Source organism: Pseudomonas sp. CC11G, assembly GCF_056174845.1.
On sequence record NZ_JBWBZC010000030.1, the window covers coordinates 16,380 to 40,468 of the forward strand.

General features: G+C 61.8%; 15 protein-coding genes and 5 pseudogenes. 3 read left to right on the forward strand and 17 right to left on the reverse strand.

Going from position 1 to position 24,089, the window contains the following annotated elements:
• Window positions 1-28: 28 nt before the first annotated feature.
• From AC0V2S_RS24585 to AC0V2S_RS24615, 7 genes and pseudogenes are all read right to left on the reverse strand, one after another.
• On the reverse strand, window positions 29-799 hold the full coding sequence (locus AC0V2S_RS24585; RefSeq protein ID WP_475512007.1) for an SDR family NAD(P)-dependent oxidoreductase: 771 nt from the start codon (window positions 797-799) through the stop codon (window positions 29-31).
• Window positions 800-895: 96 nt separating this feature from the next.
• Complete coding sequence (locus tag AC0V2S_RS24590; protein WP_475512008.1) at window positions 896-1,714, reverse strand: enoyl-CoA hydratase/isomerase family protein; 819 nt, start codon at window positions 1,712-1,714, stop codon at window positions 896-898.
• Window positions 1,711-2,682: a VOC family protein gene (locus tag AC0V2S_RS24595; RefSeq protein ID WP_271194907.1), complete on the reverse strand. Its 972-nt coding sequence runs from the start codon at window positions 2,680-2,682 to the stop codon at window positions 1,711-1,713. The genes AC0V2S_RS24590 and AC0V2S_RS24595 overlap by 4 nt, the downstream gene beginning before the upstream one ends.
• Before the next feature lie 48 nt (window positions 2,683-2,730).
• Window positions 2,731-5,261: pseudogene (locus tag AC0V2S_RS24600) on the reverse strand (efflux RND transporter permease subunit).
• Window positions 5,262-5,297: 36 nt separating this feature from the next.
• Entirely contained in the window at window positions 5,298-6,431 is a 1,134-nt protein-coding gene (locus AC0V2S_RS24605) for a WD40/YVTN/BNR-like repeat-containing protein (protein ID WP_475512009.1), read from the reverse strand.
• Between the two features lie 121 nt (window positions 6,432-6,552).
• Window positions 6,553-7,916, reverse strand: a pseudogene (locus tag AC0V2S_RS24610) (DUF1329 domain-containing protein).
• A 27-nt stretch (window positions 7,917-7,943) separates the two neighbouring features.
• Entirely contained in the window at window positions 7,944-9,599 is a 1,656-nt protein-coding gene (locus tag AC0V2S_RS24615) for a DUF1302 domain-containing protein (protein WP_475512010.1), read from the reverse strand.
• Between the two features lie 409 nt (window positions 9,600-10,008).
• On the opposite strand from AC0V2S_RS24615, the gene AC0V2S_RS24620 reads away from it, so the two are divergent.
• Together AC0V2S_RS24620 and AC0V2S_RS24625 are read left to right on the forward strand one after the other, a co-directional pair.
• Window positions 10,009-10,854 carry an SDR family oxidoreductase gene (locus AC0V2S_RS24620; RefSeq protein ID WP_475512011.1) on the forward strand — a complete coding sequence of 282 codons (846 nt, stop codon included), beginning with the start codon at window positions 10,009-10,011 and terminating at the stop codon, window positions 10,852-10,854.
• A 103-nt stretch (window positions 10,855-10,957) separates the two neighbouring features.
• Window positions 10,958-11,824 carry a DMT family transporter gene (locus tag AC0V2S_RS24625; protein WP_475512022.1) on the forward strand — a complete coding sequence of 289 codons (867 nt, stop codon included), beginning with the start codon at window positions 10,958-10,960 and terminating at the stop codon, window positions 11,822-11,824.
• Between the two features lie 74 nt (window positions 11,825-11,898).
• On the opposite strand, the gene AC0V2S_RS24630 is transcribed toward AC0V2S_RS24625, so the two are convergent.
• The 9 genes and pseudogenes from AC0V2S_RS24630 to AC0V2S_RS24670 form a co-directional block, all read right to left on the reverse strand.
• Window positions 11,899-12,672: a tyrosine-protein phosphatase gene (locus AC0V2S_RS24630; protein WP_475512012.1), complete on the reverse strand. Its 774-nt coding sequence runs from the start codon at window positions 12,670-12,672 to the stop codon at window positions 11,899-11,901.
• A 2-nt stretch (window positions 12,673-12,674) separates the two neighbouring features.
• Entirely contained in the window at window positions 12,675-13,874 is a 1,200-nt protein-coding gene (locus AC0V2S_RS24635; protein ID WP_475512013.1) for a phosphotransferase, read from the reverse strand.
• Complete coding sequence (locus AC0V2S_RS24640; RefSeq protein ID WP_475512014.1) at window positions 13,871-14,908, reverse strand: amidohydrolase family protein; 1,038 nt, start codon at window positions 14,906-14,908, stop codon at window positions 13,871-13,873. Before AC0V2S_RS24640 ends, AC0V2S_RS24635 begins: the two co-directional genes overlap by 4 nt.
• 232 nt (window positions 14,909-15,140) lie before the next feature.
• Window positions 15,141-16,501 (reverse strand): annotated as a pseudogene (locus AC0V2S_RS24645) (DUF1329 domain-containing protein).
• 27 nt (window positions 16,502-16,528) lie between these two features.
• Window positions 16,529-18,190 carry a DUF1302 domain-containing protein gene (locus AC0V2S_RS24650; RefSeq protein ID WP_475512015.1) on the reverse strand — a complete coding sequence of 554 codons (1,662 nt, stop codon included), beginning with the start codon at window positions 18,188-18,190 and terminating at the stop codon, window positions 16,529-16,531.
• A gap of 66 nt (window positions 18,191-18,256) precedes the next feature.
• Complete coding sequence (locus AC0V2S_RS24655; protein ID WP_475512016.1) at window positions 18,257-19,747, reverse strand: aldehyde dehydrogenase family protein; 1,491 nt, start codon at window positions 19,745-19,747, stop codon at window positions 18,257-18,259.
• Window positions 19,744-21,363, reverse strand: a complete 1,620-nt coding sequence (locus tag AC0V2S_RS24660) for a GMC family oxidoreductase (protein ID WP_475512017.1) — start codon at window positions 21,361-21,363, stop codon at window positions 19,744-19,746. Before AC0V2S_RS24660 ends, AC0V2S_RS24655 begins: the two co-directional genes overlap by 4 nt.
• A 27-nt stretch (window positions 21,364-21,390) precedes the next feature.
• On the reverse strand, window positions 21,391-21,597 hold the full coding sequence (locus tag AC0V2S_RS24665; protein ID WP_475512018.1) for a ferredoxin: 207 nt from the start codon (window positions 21,595-21,597) through the stop codon (window positions 21,391-21,393).
• Window positions 21,594-22,861 (reverse strand): annotated as a pseudogene (locus AC0V2S_RS24670) (cytochrome P450). Before AC0V2S_RS24670 ends, AC0V2S_RS24665 begins: the two are co-directional and overlap by 4 nt.
• 246 nt (window positions 22,862-23,107) lie before the next feature.
• Between AC0V2S_RS24670 and AC0V2S_RS24675 the strand changes: the two are divergent.
• Window positions 23,108-23,731: a TetR/AcrR family transcriptional regulator gene (locus AC0V2S_RS24675; protein WP_475512019.1), complete on the forward strand. Its 624-nt coding sequence runs from the start codon at window positions 23,108-23,110 to the stop codon at window positions 23,729-23,731.
• Here AC0V2S_RS24675 and AC0V2S_RS24680 read toward each other — a convergent pair.
• A pseudogene (locus AC0V2S_RS24680) lies at window positions 23,728-24,089 on the reverse strand (LysR substrate-binding domain-containing protein); the annotation flags it as partial. The gene AC0V2S_RS24675 and the pseudogene AC0V2S_RS24680 sit on opposite strands and share 4 nt — an antisense overlap.

Consider the following 24,089-nt stretch of genomic DNA (forward strand, 5'->3'; position numbering starts at 1 on the left):
ACGAAATAATGAAGAGGACAGCGCCGTGTTACATGCCGGTGCGGCCCATCTGCGCGAACAGCGCGCGCATGGCCACCAGCGACGGCGTATGGCTGCTGAAACCGCCGTCGGCCACCAGGGTGGTGCCGGTCACAAACGACGATTCATCGCTGGCCAGAAACGCCACCACATCGGCAATTTGCCGGGGAGTGCCGAGTTCGGCGGTGCAGTGGTTGTCGCGCAGAATTTCCAGCAGCGGCTCGGGCATGGCGTGCTCGGAAGGGGCCAGGCCAATCTGCACGGCGTTGCCGCGAATACCTTGCTTGCCATATTGCGAGGCGACCATGCGCGGCAGCATCAGCAGCCCGGCTTTGGAGGTGGCGTAACCGGTCAGGGACATATCGCCCTGCACGCCCAACCCCGAGGTGGCGAAAATAATCGAGCCTTTGCCGCGTTCCAGCATCACCGGAATCACGTACTTGGTGCACAGCACCGCGCCGCGCAGGTTGACCGCGATGGCGCGGTCCCAGGCGGCCATGTCCAGGTTGACGAAGTCGCGGTCGGCCTGGCGTTGTTCGGCGTTCAGAATGGCGGCGTTGTTGTGCAGCACATCGATGCGGCCAAAGCGTTCCTTCACTTGGGCAACCATGGCGCGCACGTCGTCTTCGCTGGACACGTCGGTGCGAATCGCCAGGGCCTGGTGGCCCTCGGCGATCAGCGATTCAGCCACGGCGGTGGCGCCGTCCAGATTGATATCGACCACGGCAACGCTGGCGCCGTGAGCCGCCAACGCGGGCGCACTCAGCGCCCAGACCGCCACCGGCGCCGGTGATAATCGCGACGCGCCCTGCCAGTTTTCCTGTACTCATGCCCTGCTCTCCTTCTTGTTCTTATTCGCCGGTGCTATTCACCGATGCTATTCACCAGTGAAGCGAGGCTCACGGCGTTCGCTAAAGGCCAGTGCGGCTTCGCGGGCGTCTTTGGTCGGGGCCAGCAGCGCAAACAGGTCCAGCTCCAGGTCCAGGCCGCTTTTCAGGTCCAGTTGCAGCGCGGCGCGGGCCGCTTGTTTCACGAACGCCGAGGCGGTCGGCGGCTTGGCGCCGATGCGTTGGGCGAAGGCCCGTACCTCGTCGACCAGCGTGGCGTTGTCGGTCGCCAGGCGGCTGACCAGGCCAATGCGTTGGGCCTGCTCGGCGGTCATACGGTCGCCGGTCAGCAGCATGTCCAGGGCCTGGCCCGGTGCAACCACGCGGGACAACCGCTGGGTACCGCCACCGCCGGGAATCAGCCCCAGGCCGGTTTCCGGCAAGGCGAACACGGCATTCGGCGCTGCGAAGCGGATATCGCAGGCCAGTACCAGTTCCAGCCCACCGCCCATGCAGTAGCCATGGATGGCGGCAATCACCGGCTTGGCGACCGCGTCCAGCGCTTCAATCCAGCGCACGTTTTCCATGCGTTTGCGCACTTGCAGGCTGGTTTCCGGGCCACGGCGCTCTTTGATATCGGCACCGGCACAAAAGCCGCGCTCGCCTTCGCCGCGAATCACGATCACGCGAATCTCGGCGTCCAGCTGCAACAACGCCAGGGCCTGCGGCACGCCCACGCGGATGTCGTCGTTGATGGCATTGATCTGCCCAGGCCGGGTCAGCACTACCCAGCCGACAGTGCCTTCGCGCTCCAGGCGCACGGCCTCGTTGATCACCACCGAAGCAGGTTGGCTGTGGGCTGCACTCATGCAGGAATCTCCTCGAACTCGAACACCTGACCGTTCAACTCGGCCGGGTCGATCTTGATCAAGGCACGGCCGCCGACGGCTTCCGAGGATTCAATCCATTGGAATTGGGTGCCACGGGCGCGCAGGTCTTCGGCCTTGGCGGCCAGGTCATTTACGCCGATGCGGATGTAGTACGGGCCTGGGCCCCAGTTGTTGACGTAGTGGCCGGCGTCGGTGTTCCAGTAGGTGGCTTCCAGCACATCGAGGGTGGCGCTGTTGGGCACGGTAAAGCCCATGCGCGCACGGCGGTAGCCTTCGCTGCGGATGGTTTCCACCGGGCCGCTCGGCTCCCAGTCAAGGTTGGTCGACACCTTGCGCAGGGTTTCATCCAGGTCGCGCACCAGGAAGCCACGGGCAGTAACGCGCACCATGTCGCCGGGTTTTAGATCACGCGGCTGCATCGGGGGCAGCTGGTAGGTTTCGGCCGGCATCTGCAGCGGTTCGGTCGGCATGATTTCGATGCACAGGCCGCCGTCGACGGTCGGTTTGTAGTACGGCTGCTCCGGAGTGGCGCCGAGCCACAGGCGGTCGAACGGCATTTCCGGGGTGCGCTGGGCCATGCGGAATGGCAGGCGACGGCGCATCAGTTTGTCCACCAGTGCATCGAATTTGTCGCCATGCAGGGCGAGCACGATGGAGTGGGTGATCATCGGCCGGTGGTGGCCCTGGAAGTCTTTCAGGCTTTCCAGAAAGTCGTGGAACAGCGGATCGCCCGGATTGGGGCGGTCCAGGTGCCACTGCGGTTCGATACGGGTCGGCGACACCGCCAGCGATTTATGCACCCGCAGAAAGTGGGCGATATACGGGTGGTTGTCGAAGGCCTGACGCCAGCGTTCGTGTTTGTAGATACCGAGCTTGTCGACCAACATTTCCGTCATGCCGTCCGGGTCCGGAACCATCATGTCGGCACTCATCAATAACTCGAACATCTCTCTCTCCTTGCAATAGCCAGCCGGGGTCTGCGCCCGGCTTGTTAGTCAGCGGGCACGCCGGGGTAAGGCGGGCTCAGTCAATGCGTTGTGCGCGGAATCAGGGGCCGGCTTGCGGGTTTCCTGCTGCGCGCGGGCGTCTTCCAGGTCGAGGGTCACGCCCTCTTTGGAATTGCCTTTGGGGTTGAGCAGGTAGTGCGACAGGGCCGGAATCAGGATCAGCGCGCCGAGCATGTTCCACAGGAACATGAAGGTGAGCAGGATGCCCATGTCGGCCTGGAACTTGATCGGTGACCAGGCCCAAGTGATCACGCCGGCGGCCATGGTCAGGCCCACCAGGGCGACCACGCGGCCGGTGAAGTCCAGCGAGCGGCGGTAGGCCACGGCCAGGCTGCCGCCGCGCTCCTGCACCGCCAGTTGCACGCTGAGCAGGTACAAGGCGTAGTCCACGCCCACCCCCACACCTACGGCAATTACCGGCAAGGTGGCGACCTTCAGGCCAATGCCCAGCCAGACCATCAGCGCCTTGCAGATCACCGTGGTCATCAGCAGCGGAATCAACGCGACAACCGTGGCGCGCCAGCTGCGGAAGGTAAGCAGGCACAGCAACGCGGTGGCGCCATATACCGCGAGGTACATGGTGATGATGCCCTTCTCGACTTCGATATTGGTCGCCGCCTCGATGCCGGCATTACCGGCAGCCAACAGGTATTCCACCGGGTTTCGGCGTCCTTGGCGGTGTTGTTCTGCGCGGCGAAGTCTTCGGCCACCTTGAGCACGCGGGTCAGGGTGTCGGCTTTGTGGTCGGCCAGGTAGGCGACGATCGGGGTCACCGAGCATTTCTGATTGGTGATGCCGGGCGCGGAAATCATCGCCGCATCCACTGCCGAGTTGGTGATGGCCTGGTCACGGCTGATGCTCAGCCATTTCGGGCTGCCTTCGGCCATGCCGGAGCTGATCATCCGCACGGTTTCAGACAGCGACTGGGTAGTTTGCACGCCCGGTGTCTGGCGCAAGGTCCAGGCCAGCTTGTCCATACTTTTCAGCGACTGGTACAGGCGGCAGCTGTCTTCGTTGGTTTTAACAATCACCACAAACTGATCGCTGGAGAGCCCGTAGTTGCTGGTGATATAGGCGTTGTCGCGGTTGTAGCGCGAGTCGGCACGCAGCTCCGGCGCACCGGGGTCCAGGTCGCCGACCTTGAGGTGCATCATCACGACGCTGCCGATCAAGGTGACCACCAAGGACAAGGCGATGACGGCGGTGGCCATCGGGCGCTCAGTGAAGCGGTCCAGGCCATGCCAGATATGCCCGAGAAAGCCGCGACCGGCTTCCCCGGCCTGGTCTTTGGCGATCGCAATACGCGCCGCTTTTTTGCTGACGCCGAGGTACGACAGCGCCACCGGAATCAGCAGCAGTTTGGTGAAAATCAGCACGGCCACGCCGATGCTGGTGGTGAGTGCCAGGTCGCGAATCACCGGAATGTCGATGATCACCAGCACCGCAAAGCCTACGATATTGGTCAGCAGCGCCGTCAGCCCGGTGAGGAACAACCGGCGGAAGGTGTAGCGCGCCGCCACGTATTTATGGGTGCCACGGCCGATGTCTTGCAGGATGCCGTTCATCTTCTGCGTGCCGTGGGAAATACCGATGGCGAAGATCAGGAACGGCACCAGAATCGAGTACGGGTCCAGGTCGTAACCCAGAATCTGCATCAGGCCCAGCAGCCACACCACGCCGGCCACGGCCACGCTCACCAGCAGCAGAGTGCTGCGCAGGCAGCGGGTGTAGAAGTACACAAACAGGCCGGCGATAACCACCGAGGCGCCGAAGAACAGCATCACCGAATACAGGCCGTCGATCAGGTCGCCCACCAGCTTGCTGAAGCCGACGATATGGATGCCGACCTTGTCACTTTCAAACGAGCGGATCTTGCTTTCCAGTTGCTTGGAGAAATCGCCGTAGTCCAGCGGCTTGCCGGTCTGCGGATTACGGTCCAGCAGCGGCGCCACAATCATGCTCGACTTGCTGTCGTTGGCCACCAGGTTGCCGGTGATGCCGGCGCGCATGATGTTGCGGCGCAGGGCCTTGATCGATTTCTCGCTGCCATCGTAGTCAGACGGCATCACGGCACCACCGTCGATACCCTCCTCCGTTACTTCTTTCCAACGCACAATCGGCATCCACAGCGACTTCATCCACGAGCGGTCGACGCCGGGAATGAGGTACAGGGTGTCGTTTACTTTCTGCAGGGCCAGCAGGTAGTCGGCGTCGTAGATATCGCCGGTCTTGTTCTCGACCACGATGCGAATGCTGTTGCCCAGGCCCGGCAGCTGATCTTTGTTGGCCAGGTAGTTTTTGATGTACGGGCTGGAGCTGGGGATCATCTTTTCGAAGCTGGCGTTTACTTCCAACTTGGTGGCAAAGAAACCCAACACCAGGGTGGCGAGCAGGCAGAACACCACCACCAACACGCGGTTGTGGAAAATCACCCGTTCAAACCAGCCGCCGGAGCTCTTGTCGAAGTCCTCCAGGTTGGCTATCACTGGCATCCCGCTGTTGAATTTTTGCTCGACCATATCGTTTGTCTCGTAGGGGAATCGTGCCGACGGCGCTTAGTTGGCCTGGGCGATATCGATGACCTTGGCGCCGCTGAAACGCGTAACCACTAAACTGCCGGCCTGCTCGGTGGCGCTGGCGGCATACACCTCACCAACGCGCGCATCGGCCAGTGGCGTGACCTGCAAACTGCTTCGGTCCACGCTCACCAGTTGCCCGCCCTGGCTTACTACCAGAAGCGCATTGCCCTGCTCGATCACGCTGACCAGGCTGCTGTTGAGGGTGGTGTCCAGTTGCTGCCATTGCTGGCCGTCGTCACGGCTGGCGAACAGGTTGCCGCGCAGCCCGTAGGCCAGCAGCAGGTGGTCGAACGCGGCCACACCGAAGTAGGTGCCGGTGTACGGCGTTTCGATTTGGGTAAAGCGCTGCTGATCGCTCGGCTGGGTGCTGTCCAGGCGCATCAGCAGCCCTTGTTCGCCGCTGATATAGAAGCTGCCATCGTGCTCGGCCAGGCCGTAGAGGTGCATACGGCGGTCGTTGTCGGCGCGCTCGATATAGGGCTGCCAGGTTTGCCCGGCATCGTCGCTGCGCAGAATCATGCCGAAGGCGCCGACGGCAAAGCCGTGGCCCCGAGCGTCGAACAGCACATCGAGTAGCGGCGCCGGCAGCACGTCGGGGCTCGCCGAGGAGCCCATGGCGCGGCTGACTTCCTGCACCATATCGGCAGCGGCTTCATCGCCCTGCTCGGCGCGTTTGCCGTAGAAATCGTTGAGCAGGGTGAGCAGTTTGCGGCCGTCCATCTGCACGGCCCAGGTGGCGCCGGCATCGCTGCTGTGCAGCACTACGGAGTCGTGGCCGACGATCCAGCCATTGGTGGCGTCGCTGAAGCGCACCTGCACAAAGTCGCTGGCGACCGGGCTTTGCACCTGCTGCCAGGTTTTGCCGTTGTCGCTGGAGCGTTGAATCAGGCCATGCAGACCGACGCTGACCAGCACAGAGCCGGCGCGCGCCACGCCAATCAGCGGCGCGCTCAGCGGGCCCTGCAGAAGTTGCGACTGCTCGTTCAGCGGGTCGATGACGGCGTCTTGCGCACGTACTTCGCCAGGGCTGACCAGCAGTAAAGAAACCAGAGTGGCGCAGCACAACTGCGCAATGGAACGGTTGGAGCGTACTAGGCGTTGGCTAATCATTATTTTTGTCCTCACCAGCCAGGTGGCTTGCTCACGTCACCGCCGCAAAGACGGTGGCGTGGCAGATACAGCCTTTACAGCCAGGCTCGGGCACCGGGTGCCGCGAGCCGTTGAGCCAGACTCAGCGCTGGGTTTCGCGGGCCACGATGGCTTCGGGGTTCATGTCCCGTTCGCTGCGTGGTTTGTCGATAAACTTGTAGCCGCCCTTCAGGCCATCGTTGAGCAATGCCCACATGCCTTTGTTGAAGTCGTACACCACGTTTTTCACGTTGTACGGCAGGCTTTTGTCGTAGATCTGCACACCGCTCAGGAAGATGCTGCGATACAGCGTGCCGCCTTGGTCCCAGGCGTCGTACAGGCCGATACCGTAGTTGTCTTCGTCAAGGTAGTAGGTGCGTTTGCTGTACACGTGGCGCTTGCCAGGTTTTAGCGTGGCTTCCACCACCCACACGCGGTGCAGTTCCCAACGCTCGCAGGCCGGGTTGGCGGTGCTTTTGAGGAATTGCTCATCCTGCTTGCACTCGAAATAGAACTTGTAGGCGTTGGCAGGAATGAACATTTCCTTACGGCCGACCAGTTTGTAATCGAAGCGGTCCTGGCTGCCGGAGAACATTTGCAGTTCGTCAAACAGGTCACGCCACCCTGGCTCGGAACGGGGGTATCGAAGGAAAACTCGGGCGCCAACTTCACGCGGCGTTGGCCGGGCGAATAGCTGAATGCGCGACGTGGTTTTTCCGTCGGGTCCAGGTAGTCGTTGATGCCAGTGACTTCGCCAGAGCGACGCGCCGGGTAGTTGTTCAGCGAGTACACGCGCGCATACATGTTGGGGTCACGGTCGGTCTGCGCGGTTTGGTAATACGGCTGCTCTTCAAACGTGGCTTGTTCAGCTGCTTTGGTGCGCTGACCGTTGGCATCCATTACCCAGCTATTGGACGAGCTGGTGGTGGAATAACCGTGGCCAATCTTGTAGCGCAGCTGCTGGTTCCAAATCACCTCGTTACCGGTTTTTGGAATCGGGAATGGCAGGCCGCCACGGCATGCCACGTCCACTGCCAAGCCGTCTTTCAACGTGTTGCAGGTGGTGGCATTGCGGGTGGTGGCGTCCAGCACGTCTTGCGGGTAAGCCGTGGTGCGGTGGCTTGGGTAGATGTCGAAGTAGTAGTCCGGGTTTTTCTTCAGGACTTCTTTCTGCCCTTCGCTCAGCTTGTCGGCGTATTGCGCCACATTTTTCGAGTCGATACGAAACAGCGGTTTTTCATCGCGGAAGGGGTCGGCCCAAAAGCCGCTATCCGGTTTGAAATCGGCAGGCGCCTTGGTCAGGCCACCTTCATAAGGCGGAATGGTGCCTTCGGCATTACCGGCCTGAATCGCGCCAAAGGCGGTCAGGGTTTTGCCGATCTGTGCGGCTTCCTCCGGGCTGACGGCGGCCATGCTGCAGGTAGCAAAGCCAAGCAAGGCGACGGATAAGGCTAATTGTCTTTTCATTCAGACGGTCTCCGTTTTTATAGTTGTTCAGAAGGAGGTTTTGAACGTGAAGGCTAGCCAGCCGCGATCGGTGTTGCCGATGCCGCCGTTACCGCCTACGCGGTCACCAGACAGGTTCTTCGACTGGGCACGGGTGTCAGCGTAACGCAGGCTGAACTCGTACTGCTGCTGGTAGGTGAATTTCACCCCGGTGGACCAGGCCATGGCGCCTTCACTGCCACCACCGGCGGTCGCGGCGTTACCGTGAATGCCGTAGTTGATGGTCAGCGGTACATCCATATCCCACGACGGGAAGATGTTCAGGTACTGCGGCGTGTAGTTCACCGCCACCGCATAGTAGTCGCGGGTGGAGCAGCCGTCGGACTCATCGCCAGAGCCGGCAATGCCCGGGGTGCGCGCATCGGTACAGGCGGCGTTGCCTTTGTACTTGAACAGCTCTTCGTGCTCGGTGACTTTGTCCAGGTGGCTATAAGCGAACTCGCCAACCAGGGTGCCGTTGTTGGAAATAAAGTTACGCGGCACGCCGTACACGGCGTTGGCGATAAAGTGAATGGTGTCACCGCGCGGACCTTCATCATCCACGGCACTCACACCGGTGGCGTTCAACGCACCGTTTTTGCGGTACGACAGTTCGCTACCAACAGCGACCGAATCAAACACGCGGGCAAAGCTGATACCGGCGAGTTTCACCCCACGTGGGTACACCACGCGGTAGTCGCCTTTGGTGGCGCGAATTTCAGGCGCCAGCCAGGGCTGGTAGTCATCGAACTGGCGGTAGTAGAAGCCGAAGGTCGATTCGATCTCCTCCAGGTTGTACTTGGCCATCACACCCCAGTTGGCATTGTTGTCGCGGCCGTATTTGGACGGCGAGCGTTTGAGCGCACCTGGGCCAGCGGGCAATTGGTCCGGGCCTTCGAACAGGAAGTCGGCGGCGCCGAAGTAAGTGCCGCCGTATGGGATACGGGTGTAGTCCCATTCATAGAAATACTGACCGGCAATCGACAGGTGATCGCCAACCTGAGCCTTGGCCGAAACCTGGCCGATAGGCAGAAACACTTCTTTTGTCTCGATACCTGGGCTAGTAGCGGCTTTTACGCCGTCACTTGGCGCTTGCGAGTAAGAAACCGAGTGGGCGCCGAACAACAGACCTTCACCCCAGTAGTTGGTGTGACGACCGATTTTGACGTTGACCGGGGTTTCGCCCAGCTGGAAGTTTTTCCACACGAAAGCATCGAGAATTTCGCCCGACGGACCGTTTACATAGCGCTCTACTTCGTCGCTGTAACGGGCGCGGTCGTAGCTCGTCTGCCCGCCCACGTTGCTTTTGACCGTGGTGTCGTCATAGGCGTTGTCGTACCAGCCGGCGGCGCTAAGGCGTGCGCCCCACTCGTTGAGGTAGGAGAAGTCGATCTCGCTCAACACATCGAGACGATTTGTCACGATATCGCCTTTATCGAACTTGCCGTCCGACTCATCGTTGGCGGCGTTGTTCATGATGCGATCGTCTTGCCCTTCCATGCGCATACCGAGGTTGTAACGCACGGTGTTGTCCCAGCGCAGGCGGTAATCGGGGTTGCTTAGATCGAACGAAATTGCCTGGGCGCAACTCATGCTGCCGAGCACCGCAAGCGCAACAGCGCTACGGCTGAACATGTGCCGACCATGCTTGGTCATGTCTTTCATACGAGCCACCTTTTATTTTTATTTTCAGTCGTTTATGTGAGGTCGGGTGAACGATTGCTACCTCTGTAACGTGCGGGTGCTGTGCACCTCGCCTAAGCCTTCGCGGGTGGTATTGCTTGTGCTCCAAGCGGTGTTACGCCCTCGCGGCTTGAAATTAAATTAACCGAGAAAAAATAATAATTCCATATAAAGATTTGATTCTGTATTCAGAACGCAATGTCGATTCGCCATTCTGAAACCTTCCCAGGCTGGCAGTGCCCGGAAAAACCTTCCGACGCATATTGCACACAACATGGGTAACTGTTCAATTATGTTTTGCACTTGTGGCACTTTGCGCTTTAAATGAGCCACCCGAGGGCGGCGTGCGTGCCCCTGCCGAGCCTACAAGAACAATAGGAGCTGGCCTGAAATGAACATCAATCTAAGCGGCAAACGCGTGATCGTCACCGGCGCCTCACGGGGCATAGGCCTTGCCATAGCTCGTGCGTTCGCCCTGGAAGGAGCCCGAGTGGCGATCTGCGCCCGTAGCCAGGAAGCGGTAGACGCGGCTGCTGCACAGCTGCAGCCGAACGCCCAGGCCGTGCTGGCCCGCGTGGTGGACGTAACCGACACAGCGGGTGTTCAACACTTTGTGTCTGAAGTGGTCGAGGCCTGGGGCGGCGTGGACATTTTGGTTAATAACGCCGGGCAAGGCCGCAGCGGCAACCTCGATACCCTCACCCCGGAAGCCATTCTTGAACACGCCAATGTGCTGCAAATGGGCCATTTCCGCTTCGTTCAGGCCGTCGTTCCGCATATGCGCTTGCAGCGCTGGGGACGAATTATCGAGATCAACGCCTTGGCCGGCACCGTGCCGACGCCCGATGGCATCCCTTCAGTGATCAACCGCGCCAGCTGCGTGGCCCTCTCTCGCTCGCTGGGTATGTCGCTAGCCAAGGACAATATTCTGGTCAACAGCCTGAACATGGGCTGGATCGACACCGGCCAGTGGGACCGCCATTACAAGGAAATGGGGCCGGGCGTGAGCCGCGAAGAATTCGATGAGATGGTGATGAAGGTGGTGCCGATTGGGCGGTATGGCAAGCCGGAGGATGTGGCGGGGATGGTGCTGTTTCTGTCCAGCGAGTACGCGAGTTTTATCAGCGCGGCGTCCATCGATATTGCCGGCGGGATGGGTGGGCAGATTGCTTACTTCCCAACGTTGAAGCGCGATTTTGCGGCGTCGATCAAGGCGCGTAATGAAGCGGCGCAATAAAGCCAGCCCCGTAGGATGGGTAGAGCGCAGCGAAACCCATCAATTCGCACCCGGCACAAATCGCGATGGGTTTCGCCGTCGGCTCGCCTCGGCGGCCCCACCCATCCACGGGTTACTTTTCCCCATCCTCGCCACTCTCATCTGGGCGGCGAGCACCGTGGTCAATCGCCTCTCGGTGGGCGTTATCGACCCGGCCGCCATCTCGTTCTACCGCTGGCTGGTCGCGCTGCTGGTGTTATCGCCCGTGCTGCTGCCACGCGTCTGGCGCCTTCGCCGGGCCATCCGCCCGCATCTGGCCAAGTTGTTTCTGCTCGGCTTGCTGGGCATGTCGCTCTATCAATCGCTTGCCTACTTCGCTGCCCACACCGTCAGCGCCACCTCCATGGGGCTGATTCTGGCGACCTTGCCGCTGCTGACGGTGGCGCTAGCCATACCGGTGCTGCACACCCGCCCTACCCGGCTATTTGTAATCGGCGCGCTGATTTCCTTCGCTGGTTTGGCGTGGCTATTGGCCGCCGGCGACTTGCCGTCCCTGTGGCAGCACGGCGTCGGCCGTGGCGAGTGGCTGATGCTGCTGGCGACCTTGTCGTACGCGCTGTATTGCGTACTGGTAAAGCGCTGGCAGATTCCGCTGCCGACCTGGGAATGCCTGTATGTGCAGATTGTGTTTGGCACGTTGCTGCTGGTGCCGCCGTTTCTGCTGGCGCCCGACATCGCCCTGACGGCGAAGAACATTCCCCTGGTGCTGTTTGCCGGGCTGTTTGCCTCAGCCATGGCGCCGGGGTTGTGGATGCGCGGGTTGGAAACGCTGGGGCCGGAGAAGACGGCGGTGTTGATGAATCTGGTGCCGTTGTTTACGGCGGTGCTGGCGATTTTGATGCTCGGCGAAACGCTACACCTCTACCACGCCGTCGGTGGCGGAATGATTTTGTTAGGCATAGGTTTGGCCCAGCGCAGATCCAAACCGTAGGAGCCAGCTTGCTGGCGAACCCTGAAAACGATATTCCGGATCTTCGTTTGCAGGGTTCGCCAGCAAGCTGGCTCCTACGAGAGCAAAGCGTTGCGTAGCTGCTGCAAGCCTGTTTCATCCAGCCCACTAAAGCGCTGGATATAGCTATCAATGCCCCCAAACTCGGCATCAATCGCCGCATACGCCGCCAGCAAATACTCCGGCCGCGCATCCAGCACCGCGTCAATCGCCGCCACGCTGACCGGCTGGCGCACCAGGCGGTTGACGGCGTTGCTCATCGCTTCCTGCCGTTCGCCATCCAGCTCGCTGAAGCTGCGGGCGGACAGCAGGTAGTCGAGCAGAATGCGCTGCGGCGCAACCCCCAGCGCGTGTAACACCAGCGCCACCATCACGCCCGTGCGGTCTTTGCCCGCCGCGCAGTGAATCAGCACCGGCGCGCGGCCGGCGGCAAACAAACCAAACAACTCGGGCAAGTGCGGCGCCAACATCGCCGGCAGCCGTCGGTATACCTCCAGCATCATGCGCCGCGCACCCTCCGCCACCGGGTTGTCAGCCAGCATGGCGGCGATCTCCGGGTCGGCCCGCACATCGCCGACCACTGCCAGGTGCAAGTGCTGCATATCCCCCGCCGGCAGGCGACTAGGGTAGCGCTCGCGCTCCTCCAGGCTGCGCAGGTCGCAAACGGTCTTGACCCCGAGTTGCTCCAACCGCTGCCAGTCTTCGAACGACAGGCGATACAACTGATCGGAGCGCACCAGGTGATGGCCGTTGATACGCCGGCCGTCTTCTGTGGGCATGCCTTTCAAACTGCGCACGTTGTCTGCGCCGCTCAAACTCAACACCACCATGCTTAGCCCTCCAGCAAATGCTGATACGCCGCCGTCAGCGGGCGCGCGCCCTCGCCCAGGGTCGGCGTACGCCGTGGCCTGCGGCCGTGGGTGAGCAGCTTGATGGTGTCGAAGTCTTCGGCAGCGGCAAAAAAGCGTTCCACCATCGGCTGCCCGGCCTGGCCCCAATCGTCCATGTTCGACATCCAGGTCTGCATGCCCCACACCGGCCAGCGGCGCAGTTGTTCCCAGGCGGCGTTCTGGTCAAGCACGCCTTCGGCACCCAGGCTGATCAGCTTCTCGCGGTACACCTGCACCAGGCGTGGTGCCTCGGCCCGGCGTTCCTCCACGGTGAGCGCGCCAAGCATAAAGTAGGCGATATCGCGCCACGGTCGGCCACGGCGGGCCAGTTGCCAATCCAGCCAGATACGCTGGCCATCGGCACGCAGAAAGCTGTTGCCTTGGTGCGAGTCACCGTGAATCAGACAGCTGGGCGACGTCTGCTCTTGCTCGAACGCCGCCAGCTCGTCAAAGGCGTGGCTGAACAGTTCCGGCGTCTCGTACATCCACTTAGGTAGCAGTTGCTGGTATTCGGGGCGGCGCAGGTTTACGCGGATGTAGTTGTACATGCGCAGCAGGCCGTTGCTGTCCACCGGGTTGTCCATGGACACCGGCAACCAGGCCTGGCGCTGCAACTGGGCATTGCCCCAGGTGGCTGCATGCAGGGTGGCCAACGACTCCAGCCCCGCCGCCACGCCATCCACGCCAAGGTGGTCGGTGCTATGGCCAAACTGCCCCTCGGCCACGCCAAGGTCTTCCATCAGCACCACGCCACGGCCACCGCCATCGGCGTCCCAGTCGGTGAAGTAAGTAGCCGGCAGCGGCGCGTCGCTCCAGCTGCGCGCCAGGTGATAAAAGCGCGCTTCCAGCTCGCAGATATCGCCGCTCTCAAAACCTTCGGACCAGTTGGATTTCAGGCACACGTGCTGGGGAATGCCGGCACGCCGCCCTACCTCGTTGAGCTCCAGTTTGGCGCGGTACTTGGTGGTATGGCCGTTGCGGATTTCCACGGTGCTCAGGGCCAACACCTCGACGCCCGGATAGCGCGGCTGCAGCAGCCGCGTGAGCCAGGCGGCAGTGATATCGCGCAGTTGCCGGGGCAACTGGCCCTGGCGCTGCGGATACGGCCGGCCTGCGGCCATGGCCAGCAGGCTGTCGGTCATGGCGTGAGCACCGGCTTGGCGCTCACCGGCATGCTCAGTTTGAGCAGCTCGATGGCATTGCCGCTGCGAATGCGCTCGCGGTCTTCGCTGGACAAACCGATGCCTGCGGTCAGGTCGCCATGGTCATAGGCGCCACCGAAGTTGGTGCCGTACAGCAGGCGTTCGGCGCCAACCACTTCGGCCACGCCACGGCGCAGGCCGGGGGCATGCACGTCGAGGTCGAAGTAGAAGTTTTGCATGTAGTCCATCAACGGCCGCTGGTTGCGCGAGTCCGGCGCCATGGCGCGATTCAGTTCGCTCAGGCGGCCCAGCTGGAACACCGCCATGCCGCCGGCGTGGGTGATATAGGTTTTCAGGGTTGGGAATACATCCAGCGCGCCGCCGCAGATCAGGTACCAGAAGAACAGGGTTTCATCCACGCAGTCGCCGACGATGGAGGTGGTTTCGAACTTGTCGTCGGTGTGTTTTTCGCCCCAGTAAATGGACTGGTTGAAGCCGTGCACCATGATCGGCACGTCGAGCTGGGTGAGTTTTTCCCAGACCGGAAACAGGCGTTCGTCGTGGGCTTCCAGGCCGTTGAAGTTGGCCCCGCCGACGCACACGCCCTTGGCGCCCAACTGGGTGACGGCGCGCTCGATTTCTTTCGCCGCGTTTTCCGGGTCGGCCAAGTTGGCGTGGGCCCAAAAGTCGAAGTGATCCGGGTCAGCGCGGCAGAAGGCGGACAGCTCGTCGTTGCAGATGCATGCGTATTCGTTGGCGAAGTCGCCGGCCCAGTACATAAAGCAGTGCGAGGGCGTGGACATCACCAGCTTGTCGACGCCGCGCTCGGCCATCAGCTTGCGCCGCGCCGCGTGGGTCATGCGCGCGAGGATATTGGCCTGGGCTTCGGCGTCGTTGGCGGCCTTGGCCGGTTGTTTGGTGCCGAGGGAAAAGTGCCCCACGGTGAGGCCCTGCACCTTCATAAAGGGGCCCCAGAATTCGTGACGGTTGAGCATGCCTTCGGTCAGCAGGTGGGCGTGGACATCAATCAGCATGGCGTTCTCCTTGTTTTAATGGGCCTGCGTGGCGATGAAATAATATAAACACATTTTGTAATTGTGTTCATTTAATTGTGAAAAAAGATCAAAGGCATCGAGGCTGAAGCCTCTCCCACAGGGGATCCTGGTTCTTTGTGGGAGAGTCTTCAGCCTCGAGTTCTTGATCCTGAAAACAGCCAAAAAAAACGGCCCACTAGGGGCCGCAAAATGCATGGTCAACTCGTTCCAATCAGCGCTGCGTCTCTTCCGACACAATCGACTCCGGTTTCATATCCCGCTCGGACTTGGGCGTGTCATGCACGATATAGCCGCCCTTCAGTCCGTCATTCAGCAACGACCAGATCCCTTTGTTGAAGTCGTAACTCACGTTCTTCACGGTGTACGGCAGGGTTTTGTCGTACAGCTGCACGCCACTCAGGAACAGCGCGCGGTACAGCGTGCCGCCCTGGTCCCAGGCGTCGTACAGGCCGGCGCCCCAGGTGTCTTCGTCGAGGTAGTAGGTGCGCTTGCTGTACACGTGCCGTTTGCCCGGTTTCAGCGTGGCTTCCACGACCCACACGCGGTGCAGTTCCCAACGCTCGCACGCCGGGTTGGCGTGGTGCGGGGTGAATTGCTCTTCCTGGCCACAGGTGAAGTAGAACTTGTAGGCGTTGTATGGGATGTACATTTCCTTGCGGCCGACCAGTTTGTAGTCGAAGCGGTCCTGGCTGCCGGAGAACATCTGCAGCTCATCGAACAGGTTTACCCCGCCCTGGTTCGGCACCGGGGTGTCGTAGGCGAACTCGGGGCCAACTTGATCCGGCGCATACCGGGGGTGTAGCTCCAGGCGCGGCGCGGTTGCACGGTCGGGTCGAGGTAGTCGGCAAGAATCACCAACTGGCCAGCACTACGGGCCGGGTAGCTGTCCAGCGCCCAGGCGCGGTAGTACAACTGCGGGTCGCGGTCGGCCTGTTTCACCTGGTAGTACGGCGCTTCTTCGAAGGTGGCCGATTCGGCGGTTTTGGTCACCGTGCCGCCGGAGTCCACCACCCAGCTATTGGACGACGAGGTGGTGGTATAGCCCGGGCTCTTGTAGCGCAGTTGCTGGTTCCAGATCACCTCGTTGCCGTTTTGCGGCAGCGGAAACGGAATACCGCCGCGGCACACCGGGTCTACCGCGAGGTTTTCCTTGATGGTGTGGCAGGTGCTGGCGTTGCGGGTGGTGGCATCCAGCAGTTCTTGCGGGTACGCCGCGGTGCGGTGGCTGGGGTAGATGTCCAGGTAGTACTCGGGGAATTTGCTCAGCAGCAGTTTTTGCCCGCCGCTCAGACGGTCGCCGTACTGGTCCATGTTTTTCGAGGTGATGCGAAACAGCGGCTTCTCATCTTTGAACGGGTCTACCCAAAAACCGCTGTCCGGTTTGAAGCCGGCGGGAATCGTGCGCAGGCCGCCTTCATAGGCCGGAATGCTGCCGTCGGCATTGCCGGCGATGATGGCGCCAAAGGGCGTCAAGGTTTTACCGATCTGGGCGACCTGATCGGCCGGTGCCGCGCCCAGGCTGCAAGTGGCAACGCCCAGCAGCGCGATGGCCAGTGCAAGTTGTCCTTTCATAAATACGTTCTCCGCTTTTTGGCGTTGTTAGATGGAGGTTTTAAAGGTGAAGGCCAGCCAGCCACGGTCGGTGCCGCCCACGGCGCCGTTACCGCCGATGTTGTTGCCGGGCAGGTTTTTCGATTGGGCATCGCTGTCGGCATAACGCAGGCCAAATTCATAGCGCTGGGCATAGGTGAAGTTCACCCCGGCCGACCAGGTGAGCGCGCCTTCGTTGCCGCCGCCGGCGGTGGCGGCGTTGCCGTCCAGGCCGTAGTTGACGGTTAGCGGCACGGTGAGGTCCCACGACGGGAAGACCGACAGGTATTGCGGGGTGTAGTTAACCGCAATGGCGGCGTAGTCGCGGGTGGAGCAGCCGTCGCTTTCATCGCCGGAGCCTGGCGTGCCTTTGCGTGGGTCGATGCAGTTGGCGGTGTTGTCGCCCAGGTACAGCTCTTTATGGTCGGTGACTTTGTCCAGGTGGCTATAGGCGAACTCGGCCACCAGGGTGGCGTTGGGGGCGATGAAGTTGCGCGGCACGCCGTACACGGCGTTGGCCACGAAGTGGTAGCTGTTACCGCGTGGGCCTTCGTCGTCGGCTTCGTCCACGCCCACCGCGTTCAAGGCACCGCCTTTGCGATAGGAAATCTCGCTGCCCACCGACACGGTGTCGAGCACGGTCGAAACGCTCAGGCCAATCAGCTTGACGTTACGTGGGTACACCAGGCGGTAGCTGCCGGTAGCGGCCGACACCTGCGGCGCCAGCCACGGCTGGTAGTCGTCGAACTGGCGGTAGTAGACGCCGAAGGTGGATTGCAGCGCTTCCACGTCGTACTTGGCCATCACGCCCCAGTTGCCGCTGTCGCGACCGAACTTGGAGTCTTCGCGTTTAAAGGAGAAACCGGGCGCCACCGGCAGGCGATCCGGGCCTTCAAAGAACGGGTCCGCCGCACCGAAGTAGGTGCCACCATAAGGAATGCGCGTGTAGTCCCACTCGTAGAAGTACTGCCCGGCCAGGCTGAGGTTTTCGGTCACCTGCGACTTGGCGGAAATCTGCCCGATTGGCAAAAACACTTCCTTGGTTTCGATGCCCGGGCTGGTAACCGCTTTGGCGCCGTCCAGCGGGGCTTGCGAGTAGGAAATCGCGTGGGCGCCGAACAGCAAACCTTCGCCCCAGTAGTTGGTGTGACGGCCGGCTTTGACGTTGACGGTGGTGTCGCCCAGGCGGAAGTTTTTCCACAGGAAGGCGTCGAGAATTTCCCCCGACGGGCCTTCGGCGTAGCGCTTGGTTTCCGAGCTGTAGCGGTCATTCTCGTAGCTGGTCTGGTAGCCGGCGACATTACTGTGCACGTCGTTGTCGTGGTACGCCTGGTCATACCAGCCGGAGGCGCTGAGGCGCGCGCCCCACTCCTTGCGGTAGGCGAAGTCCAACTCGGTGAGGATGTCGACGCGGTTGGTGACGATATCGCCCTTGTCGAACTTGCCGTCCGACTCGTCGTAGTTGGGGTTGTTCATGATGCGGTCGTCTTGCCCTTCCGTACGCATGCCGAGGTTGTAGCGCACGGTGTTATCCCAGCGCAGGCGATAGTCCGGGTTGGGCAAATCGATAGACGCTGCCCACGCACTGCCACCCTGCCCCAACGCCAATTCGCCGAGCACCAACAGCGCCATGGCCCGGCGCGTACGCACCGCTTTACTCATCTGTTTCATGCAAACCACCTTTTGTTTTTATTGTCAGTCGTTTTGTGTTGTTGCCCCGCGCACGGGGCGCCCTGGCTAACGCCCGATTGGGTAAATGATGGATTTTTCCTGAGTGAACTCTTTCAGCCAGTTGGGCCCGAACTCGCGGCCGATACCGGAGCGTTTGAAGCCGCCGATGGGCGCATACGGCAACCCGCCGCTGCCGCCATTGAGGTACACGCTGCCGGCACGAATACGCCGAGCCAACGCATAGGCGGTCGCCGCATCGGCAGACGCCACAGCGCCGTTCAAACCAAAGCGCGAGTCGTTGGCGATGGCGATGGCTTCGTCGTCGGTGTCGTAGCCGATTACCACGCCCACCGGGCCGAAGATTTCTTCCTGGGCGATGGTCATGTCATTGCGCACGTTGTCGAACAGGGTCAGGTCGCTGAAGAACCCTTGCTTCAAGTGCGCCGGCCGCCAGCCGCCACACACCAGGGTGGCGCCGGCATCGCGGCCGCTGGCAATAAAGTGCTCGACCTTGGCACGCTGCGACTCACGAATCAGCGGGCCCATCATCACGCTCGGGTCGGCCGGGTTACCGACCTTCCACTGCCCGGCCACGGCGGCAGCAATCTGCACAAACTGTTCACGAATCGAGTTGTGCACCAGAAACCGCGTCAGCAGCGCACAGCCCTGCCCGGCGTTTACCGCGAGCCCAGCCACGGCGCCGAGGGCGGTGCCTTGCACGTCGGCATCGGCGCGCACGATCAAGGCGGACTTGCCGCCCAGCTCCAGGTGCACACGCTTAAGGGTCGGCGCGGCCTGGCTCATGATGCTGATGCCAACGGTTTCCGAACCGGTGAACGACACCATGTCCACCCGCGCATCGCTGCTGAGCAAACTGCCCACTTCGACGCCGCCGGTGACGATATTCAACACACCTTTGGGTAAGCCGATTTCCTCGGCAATTTCACCGAACAGCAGCGCCGAGTACGGGGTAAATGGCGAGGGTTTCAGCACCAGGGTGTTGCCGGCCAGCAGCGCCGGAAACACCTTGGCCAGGTTGAGCAGAAACGGGAAGTTGTAGCCGGTAATGCCGGCCACCACGCCGATGGCTTCGCGCTCCACGGTACCGCTGCCAAGAATCAGCGGACCGGTCGGGTTGAATGGGTTGGGGTTGCTGTGCACCGGAATCTGTTGGCTGTCGCTTTGAATCGACTGCTCGATGGCGGTCAGCACATGGCCCAGCGGCATATCCACTTGCATGGCGTAGGTCACGCCTTGCGAGCAGCCGACTTCGGCGACGATCAACGCGGCAATCTGCTCACGTTTGGCCACCAGCGCGGCATGCATACGGCGCAGGTAACCGGCGCGCTCGGCCATGCTCAGCCACGGCCATGGGCCGTTATCGAAGGCCTGGCGGGCAGCGGCAATCGCGGCATCGGCGCTCTGCACATCGCCGACCGGGGCGTGGCCGATCACTTCTTCGGTAGCCGGGTTGAGCACTGGCTCACGCGGGCCATCAGCGGCGACCCACGCGCCGTCGATATAGAGTTTGTCGAGATGGGTAAACGGAATGCTCATTGCGCTGCCGCTCCTGATTGTTTGCCGGTGATAAATTCCGCGGCGCGCATGGCGATCGCCATGGCCGGGGCGTTGGTGTTGCCGGAGACCAGACACGGCATCACCGAGGTGTCGACCACCCGCAGGCCCTCCACGCCGCGCACACGCAGTTGCGGATCGAGCACCGAGGCGCTGTCGGCGCCCATGCGGCAGGTGCCGGAGACGTGGTAAGCGGTCTGCCCGTAACGGCGGAAGGCGGCGAGAATTTCGTCGTCGGTTTGCACCTGGGCGCCAGGGGTCAGTTCGTTGACGATAAAAGGCTTGAGCGCCGGTTGTGCCGCCAGACGCCGGAACCAGCGCACCAGGGCGATGGCCGAGCGGCGGTCGATGTCGGCGTTCAGGTAGTTGCCGTGGATTTGCGGCGCCACTGCCGGGTCGGCCGACTGAATGCGCAACTCGCCCTGGCTTTGCGGACGCATAAAGTAGCCGCCGAGGGTCAGGCCGGGCTGCTTGTCGATTTCCACCTTGTTGCCGTCGCCGTCCATGGAATACAGGCTGACGCCGATCTGCGCGTCCGGGCGGTCCAGCTCGGGGCTGGTCTTGATAAAGCCGCCGGCTTCGTGGGCGGCGTGGGTCATCGGGCCTTTCTTGCACACGAAGTAGTTGGCCACCGCACCGAGCAAACCCAGGCCATGGAAACAGTGGTTGAAGCTGCCGCTGGTGACGCGGTACTGCATGGCCATGTACACGTGCTCACGCAGGTTGCGGCCGACATCCGGGGCGTCTTGCACCACGGCGATACCGTGTTGCTGCAACAGCGCCGCCGGGCCGACGCCCGACAGTTGCAACAGCTTCGGCGACTCCACGGCACCGGCGCACAGCAGAATTTCGCGGCGCGCTTCGATGCGCTCGGCACCGGCGCTGCTGGTGAGTTGCACGGCCGAAGCACGGCGCTCAGTGAACTCGATGCGCTGCACCTGGGTATTGGTGACAATGGTGAGGTTGGCGCGCTCGCGCACCGGGTCGAGGAACGCCTTGGCCGCGCTGAAGCGCTGGCCCTTCCAGGTGGTTTGCGGCTGGTAACCAAAACCGCCGTGGGTGACCGAATCCACATGGTTGGTGTCATTGGTGCGCTTTACGCCCATGGCGCCGGCCGCGCTGATGACCGCGTCGCACAGCGCATCGCCGGAGGGGTGCACGGTCACCTTCAAGGGGCCGCCCACACCGCGCCATTCGCTTTTGCCCAATTGGTGATCTTCCAGGGCAACAAACTGCCGGCCCATATCGGCCCAGCCCCAGCCGGTGCAGCCCTGGGCTTCCCAGTTGTCGTAGTCGGCCGGCGCGCCGCGCACATACACCATGCCGTTGACCGAGCTGGAGCCGCCGATGGTTTTACCCTTCAGCCACTGCTCATCGCTCATGCCCTCGCCACGGGAGATCTTGTAAGTCCACACGTGCGGGTTGCCGGGATTGAGCAATTTGCCGATGCCACGGGGCATGGCGATCAGGGCGCTGGTGTCATCGGGGCCGCTTTCAATCAGCAGCACCGACACCGCAGGGTCGGCAGACAGGCGGTTGGCCAACACGCAGCCAGAAGAACCGGCGCCGATGATGATGTAGTCGTAGCTCTTGTTCATTGTTGTTCTTCTTTTACGGGTTGCATTTCAAGTCGGTGTGTCGTCGGTGTGAACCGTGATCGCCCGCTCCGGACACGCCCGCGCGCCGCGCTGCGCCAAGCCTTCCTGGCCCGGCGCAACGATGAAGCCGCTGCTGGCGATATAACCGTTGTCGTCGAGGGCATAGAGCTCGGGTGCCACGTGGTTGCAGCGGGCATGGCCGACGCAGGCCGGCTGCTGGATAACCACTTTCATGCGCTGACCGCCGCTTGAGTGCTGCTGGCAGCGGCGCCGGCCGGCAGGTCCCACTGCAGTTCCAGCTCCTCCATGCCGAACACGCCGAACGCGTTGAACTTCGGCGTGCTGCCATCGGCCACGCGAAACGGCGGCAGGCGTTCCAGCCACAGTTCCATGGCGATGCGCAGCTCGCGGCGCGCCAGGTGGGAACCCACGCAGCGGTGCACGCCGTAAGAGAACGCCATATGCGGCGCAGCGGCGGCGTTGCGCTGCAAATCCACGGTGGCGGCAGCGTCGAATACTTCCGGTCGAGGTTGGCCAGCTCGGTGCTGATCAACACGAAGTCGCCCTTCTTCATGGTCGCTTCGCCGATCTGCACGTCCTTGGTGACGGTGCGGCGCATGTTCACGATGGAGTACGAACGCAGCAGTTCTTCCACCGCATCGCCAATCTGCTCCGGGTGGGCGCGCAGTTGCGCTTGCTGTTCGAGATTACGCGCCAGGTGGCGGAAGAACAGGCCGAGGCACGAGGTGACGGTGTCCAGCCCGGCGATAAAGATCAGAAAGTTGATGCCCAGCATCTCGTCGTCGGTCAGCGGGCGGCTGTCGATTTCGCTGCGCAGCAGGTAGCTGGTGAAGTCGTCGCCGGGGTTGGCGCGGCGTTCGGCGATATGGGTGCGAATCCAGGTGGTGATGGCCCGGGCGTTGTCGGTGACCACCTGGATATCGAAGCTTTTGATCAGCGTCTGGGTCCAGTGCTGGAACAGCGGCCGGTCTTCCAGCGGCCAGCCCATCAAGGTGAGAAAGATCAGGGTCGGAAACGGTTTGGCGAAAGCCTCGTTGAAGTCGCAGCTGCCCTGCTCCACCACCGCGTCGATCAGTTGGTTGGCCAGGGTGCGAATGTCTTGCTCCAGCGCTTCGACTTTCTTCGGGGTGAACAGCGGATTGAGCAGCGCGCGGTATTTGCCGTGTTCGGGCGGGTCGATTTCCAGCGGCGCCAGGCGCCAGCTTTCGCCGAGCAACATGGCGTAGGGGGTCAGGCCCACGCTGCTGAAGGTTTCCGGGTCTTGCAGAATGCGGCGCAGGTCTTCGGCGCGGCGTGGCACCCAGGTGCCAGGCAAAAAGCTTAAGCGCGGAATCCAGAAAATCGGCGGCGTGGTGTTGTGCAGCTCGGCGGCCCAGGCATAGGCATTTTCGTTCTGGGCGGTGAGTTCGGCCCAGATGTCGATATTGCGCACCAGATGCGGCGGTATGTGTGCAGGTACGGCTGGATCATGGCTCATTGTTATTGTTCTCCAAGGTCTCTAGCGGACTGGAGAAACGGTACGAGCCAGGGGCAAAACGCACAACGAACAGAACGGGCAAAGTGTTCGATTTCACGCCTTGAAATTAACACTTCCGTAAAAAGTGTCCTACAACATATAGTGCATGGGCAGATCTGCTCAGGTCACTGTTCAAGCCTCACCGCCGTGCGCCCTCTGGGTTCACAGCGCTATGACTCCATAAAAATAGCTTTGCAGAGGTACAGGATGTCTCACGTCGCTCCCGTACAAATGGTCAATGAAAACTTCGCCAAAGAACGTCACGCCCCGCGCTCCCAGCGCGCCCGAGACCTGTTGTTAGACAGCATGTACAGCTTGGCGCTGGAGAAGGACTACGCCGATATCACGGTGCAGGAACTGCTCAACCGCACCGGGGTGTCTCGCTCCACCTTCTACGCCCACTTTCGCACCAAGGAAGACCTGATTCTCGCCGGCTACGAGGCCATTGGTGTGCCCAGCACCAAGGTCACCGAAGTACGCGGCGACCAGCGCGTGGTGCTGGATGTGTCCACCTGGCTATTCAGCGCCACCGAGCGCCATGCCAAGCTCACCACCTCGTTTTTCAGCGGGCCGGGACAAAGCGTGATCCTCGCCCACCTGGAAAATATCCTGATCATTCAAGTGCGCGAGCACTACCGCAAACACGGCCTGTATCAGAACGCAGACATGCAAGGCGAGGTGGCCGTGCGCTGCTTCGTCGGCGCGTTGATCGGCCTGTGGCTGTGGTGGGTACGGCACGACTACCCGGCCAGTGCCAAACAGATGACCGAATCATTCGATGCCCTGATGAACAACGGCACCTGGCCGCCGGAAAGCCCCGTTCGGCGTTAAGACGCGCAGGCCATGATCAGAAACTGTCGGAACGCTTGCGCCGGTTCCGACAGTTGTTTGTCCGGCAGCCAGACCAGGCCCAGTTCCATCGGCGGAATCACGTCCACCAGCGGGCGGATCTCGATCTTTTTGCCTTCCAGCGACCAGCGCGGTAGAGCATGTCCGAGAGAATGGTCACGCCAAAAAAAACCATGGGCCACCAACCACGCAGCGCCTCAGGATGAGGTGCGAAAGGCAATCTGCGGCGCCAGCCCACGCGACTCCCAATAGCGCAAGGTAACGCATCGCCCTCGTCCACCGTGGCAAGGATATAGGCGTGTTCGGCACGTCCTCGAGGTTGATCGAGGTGGCCTGCATC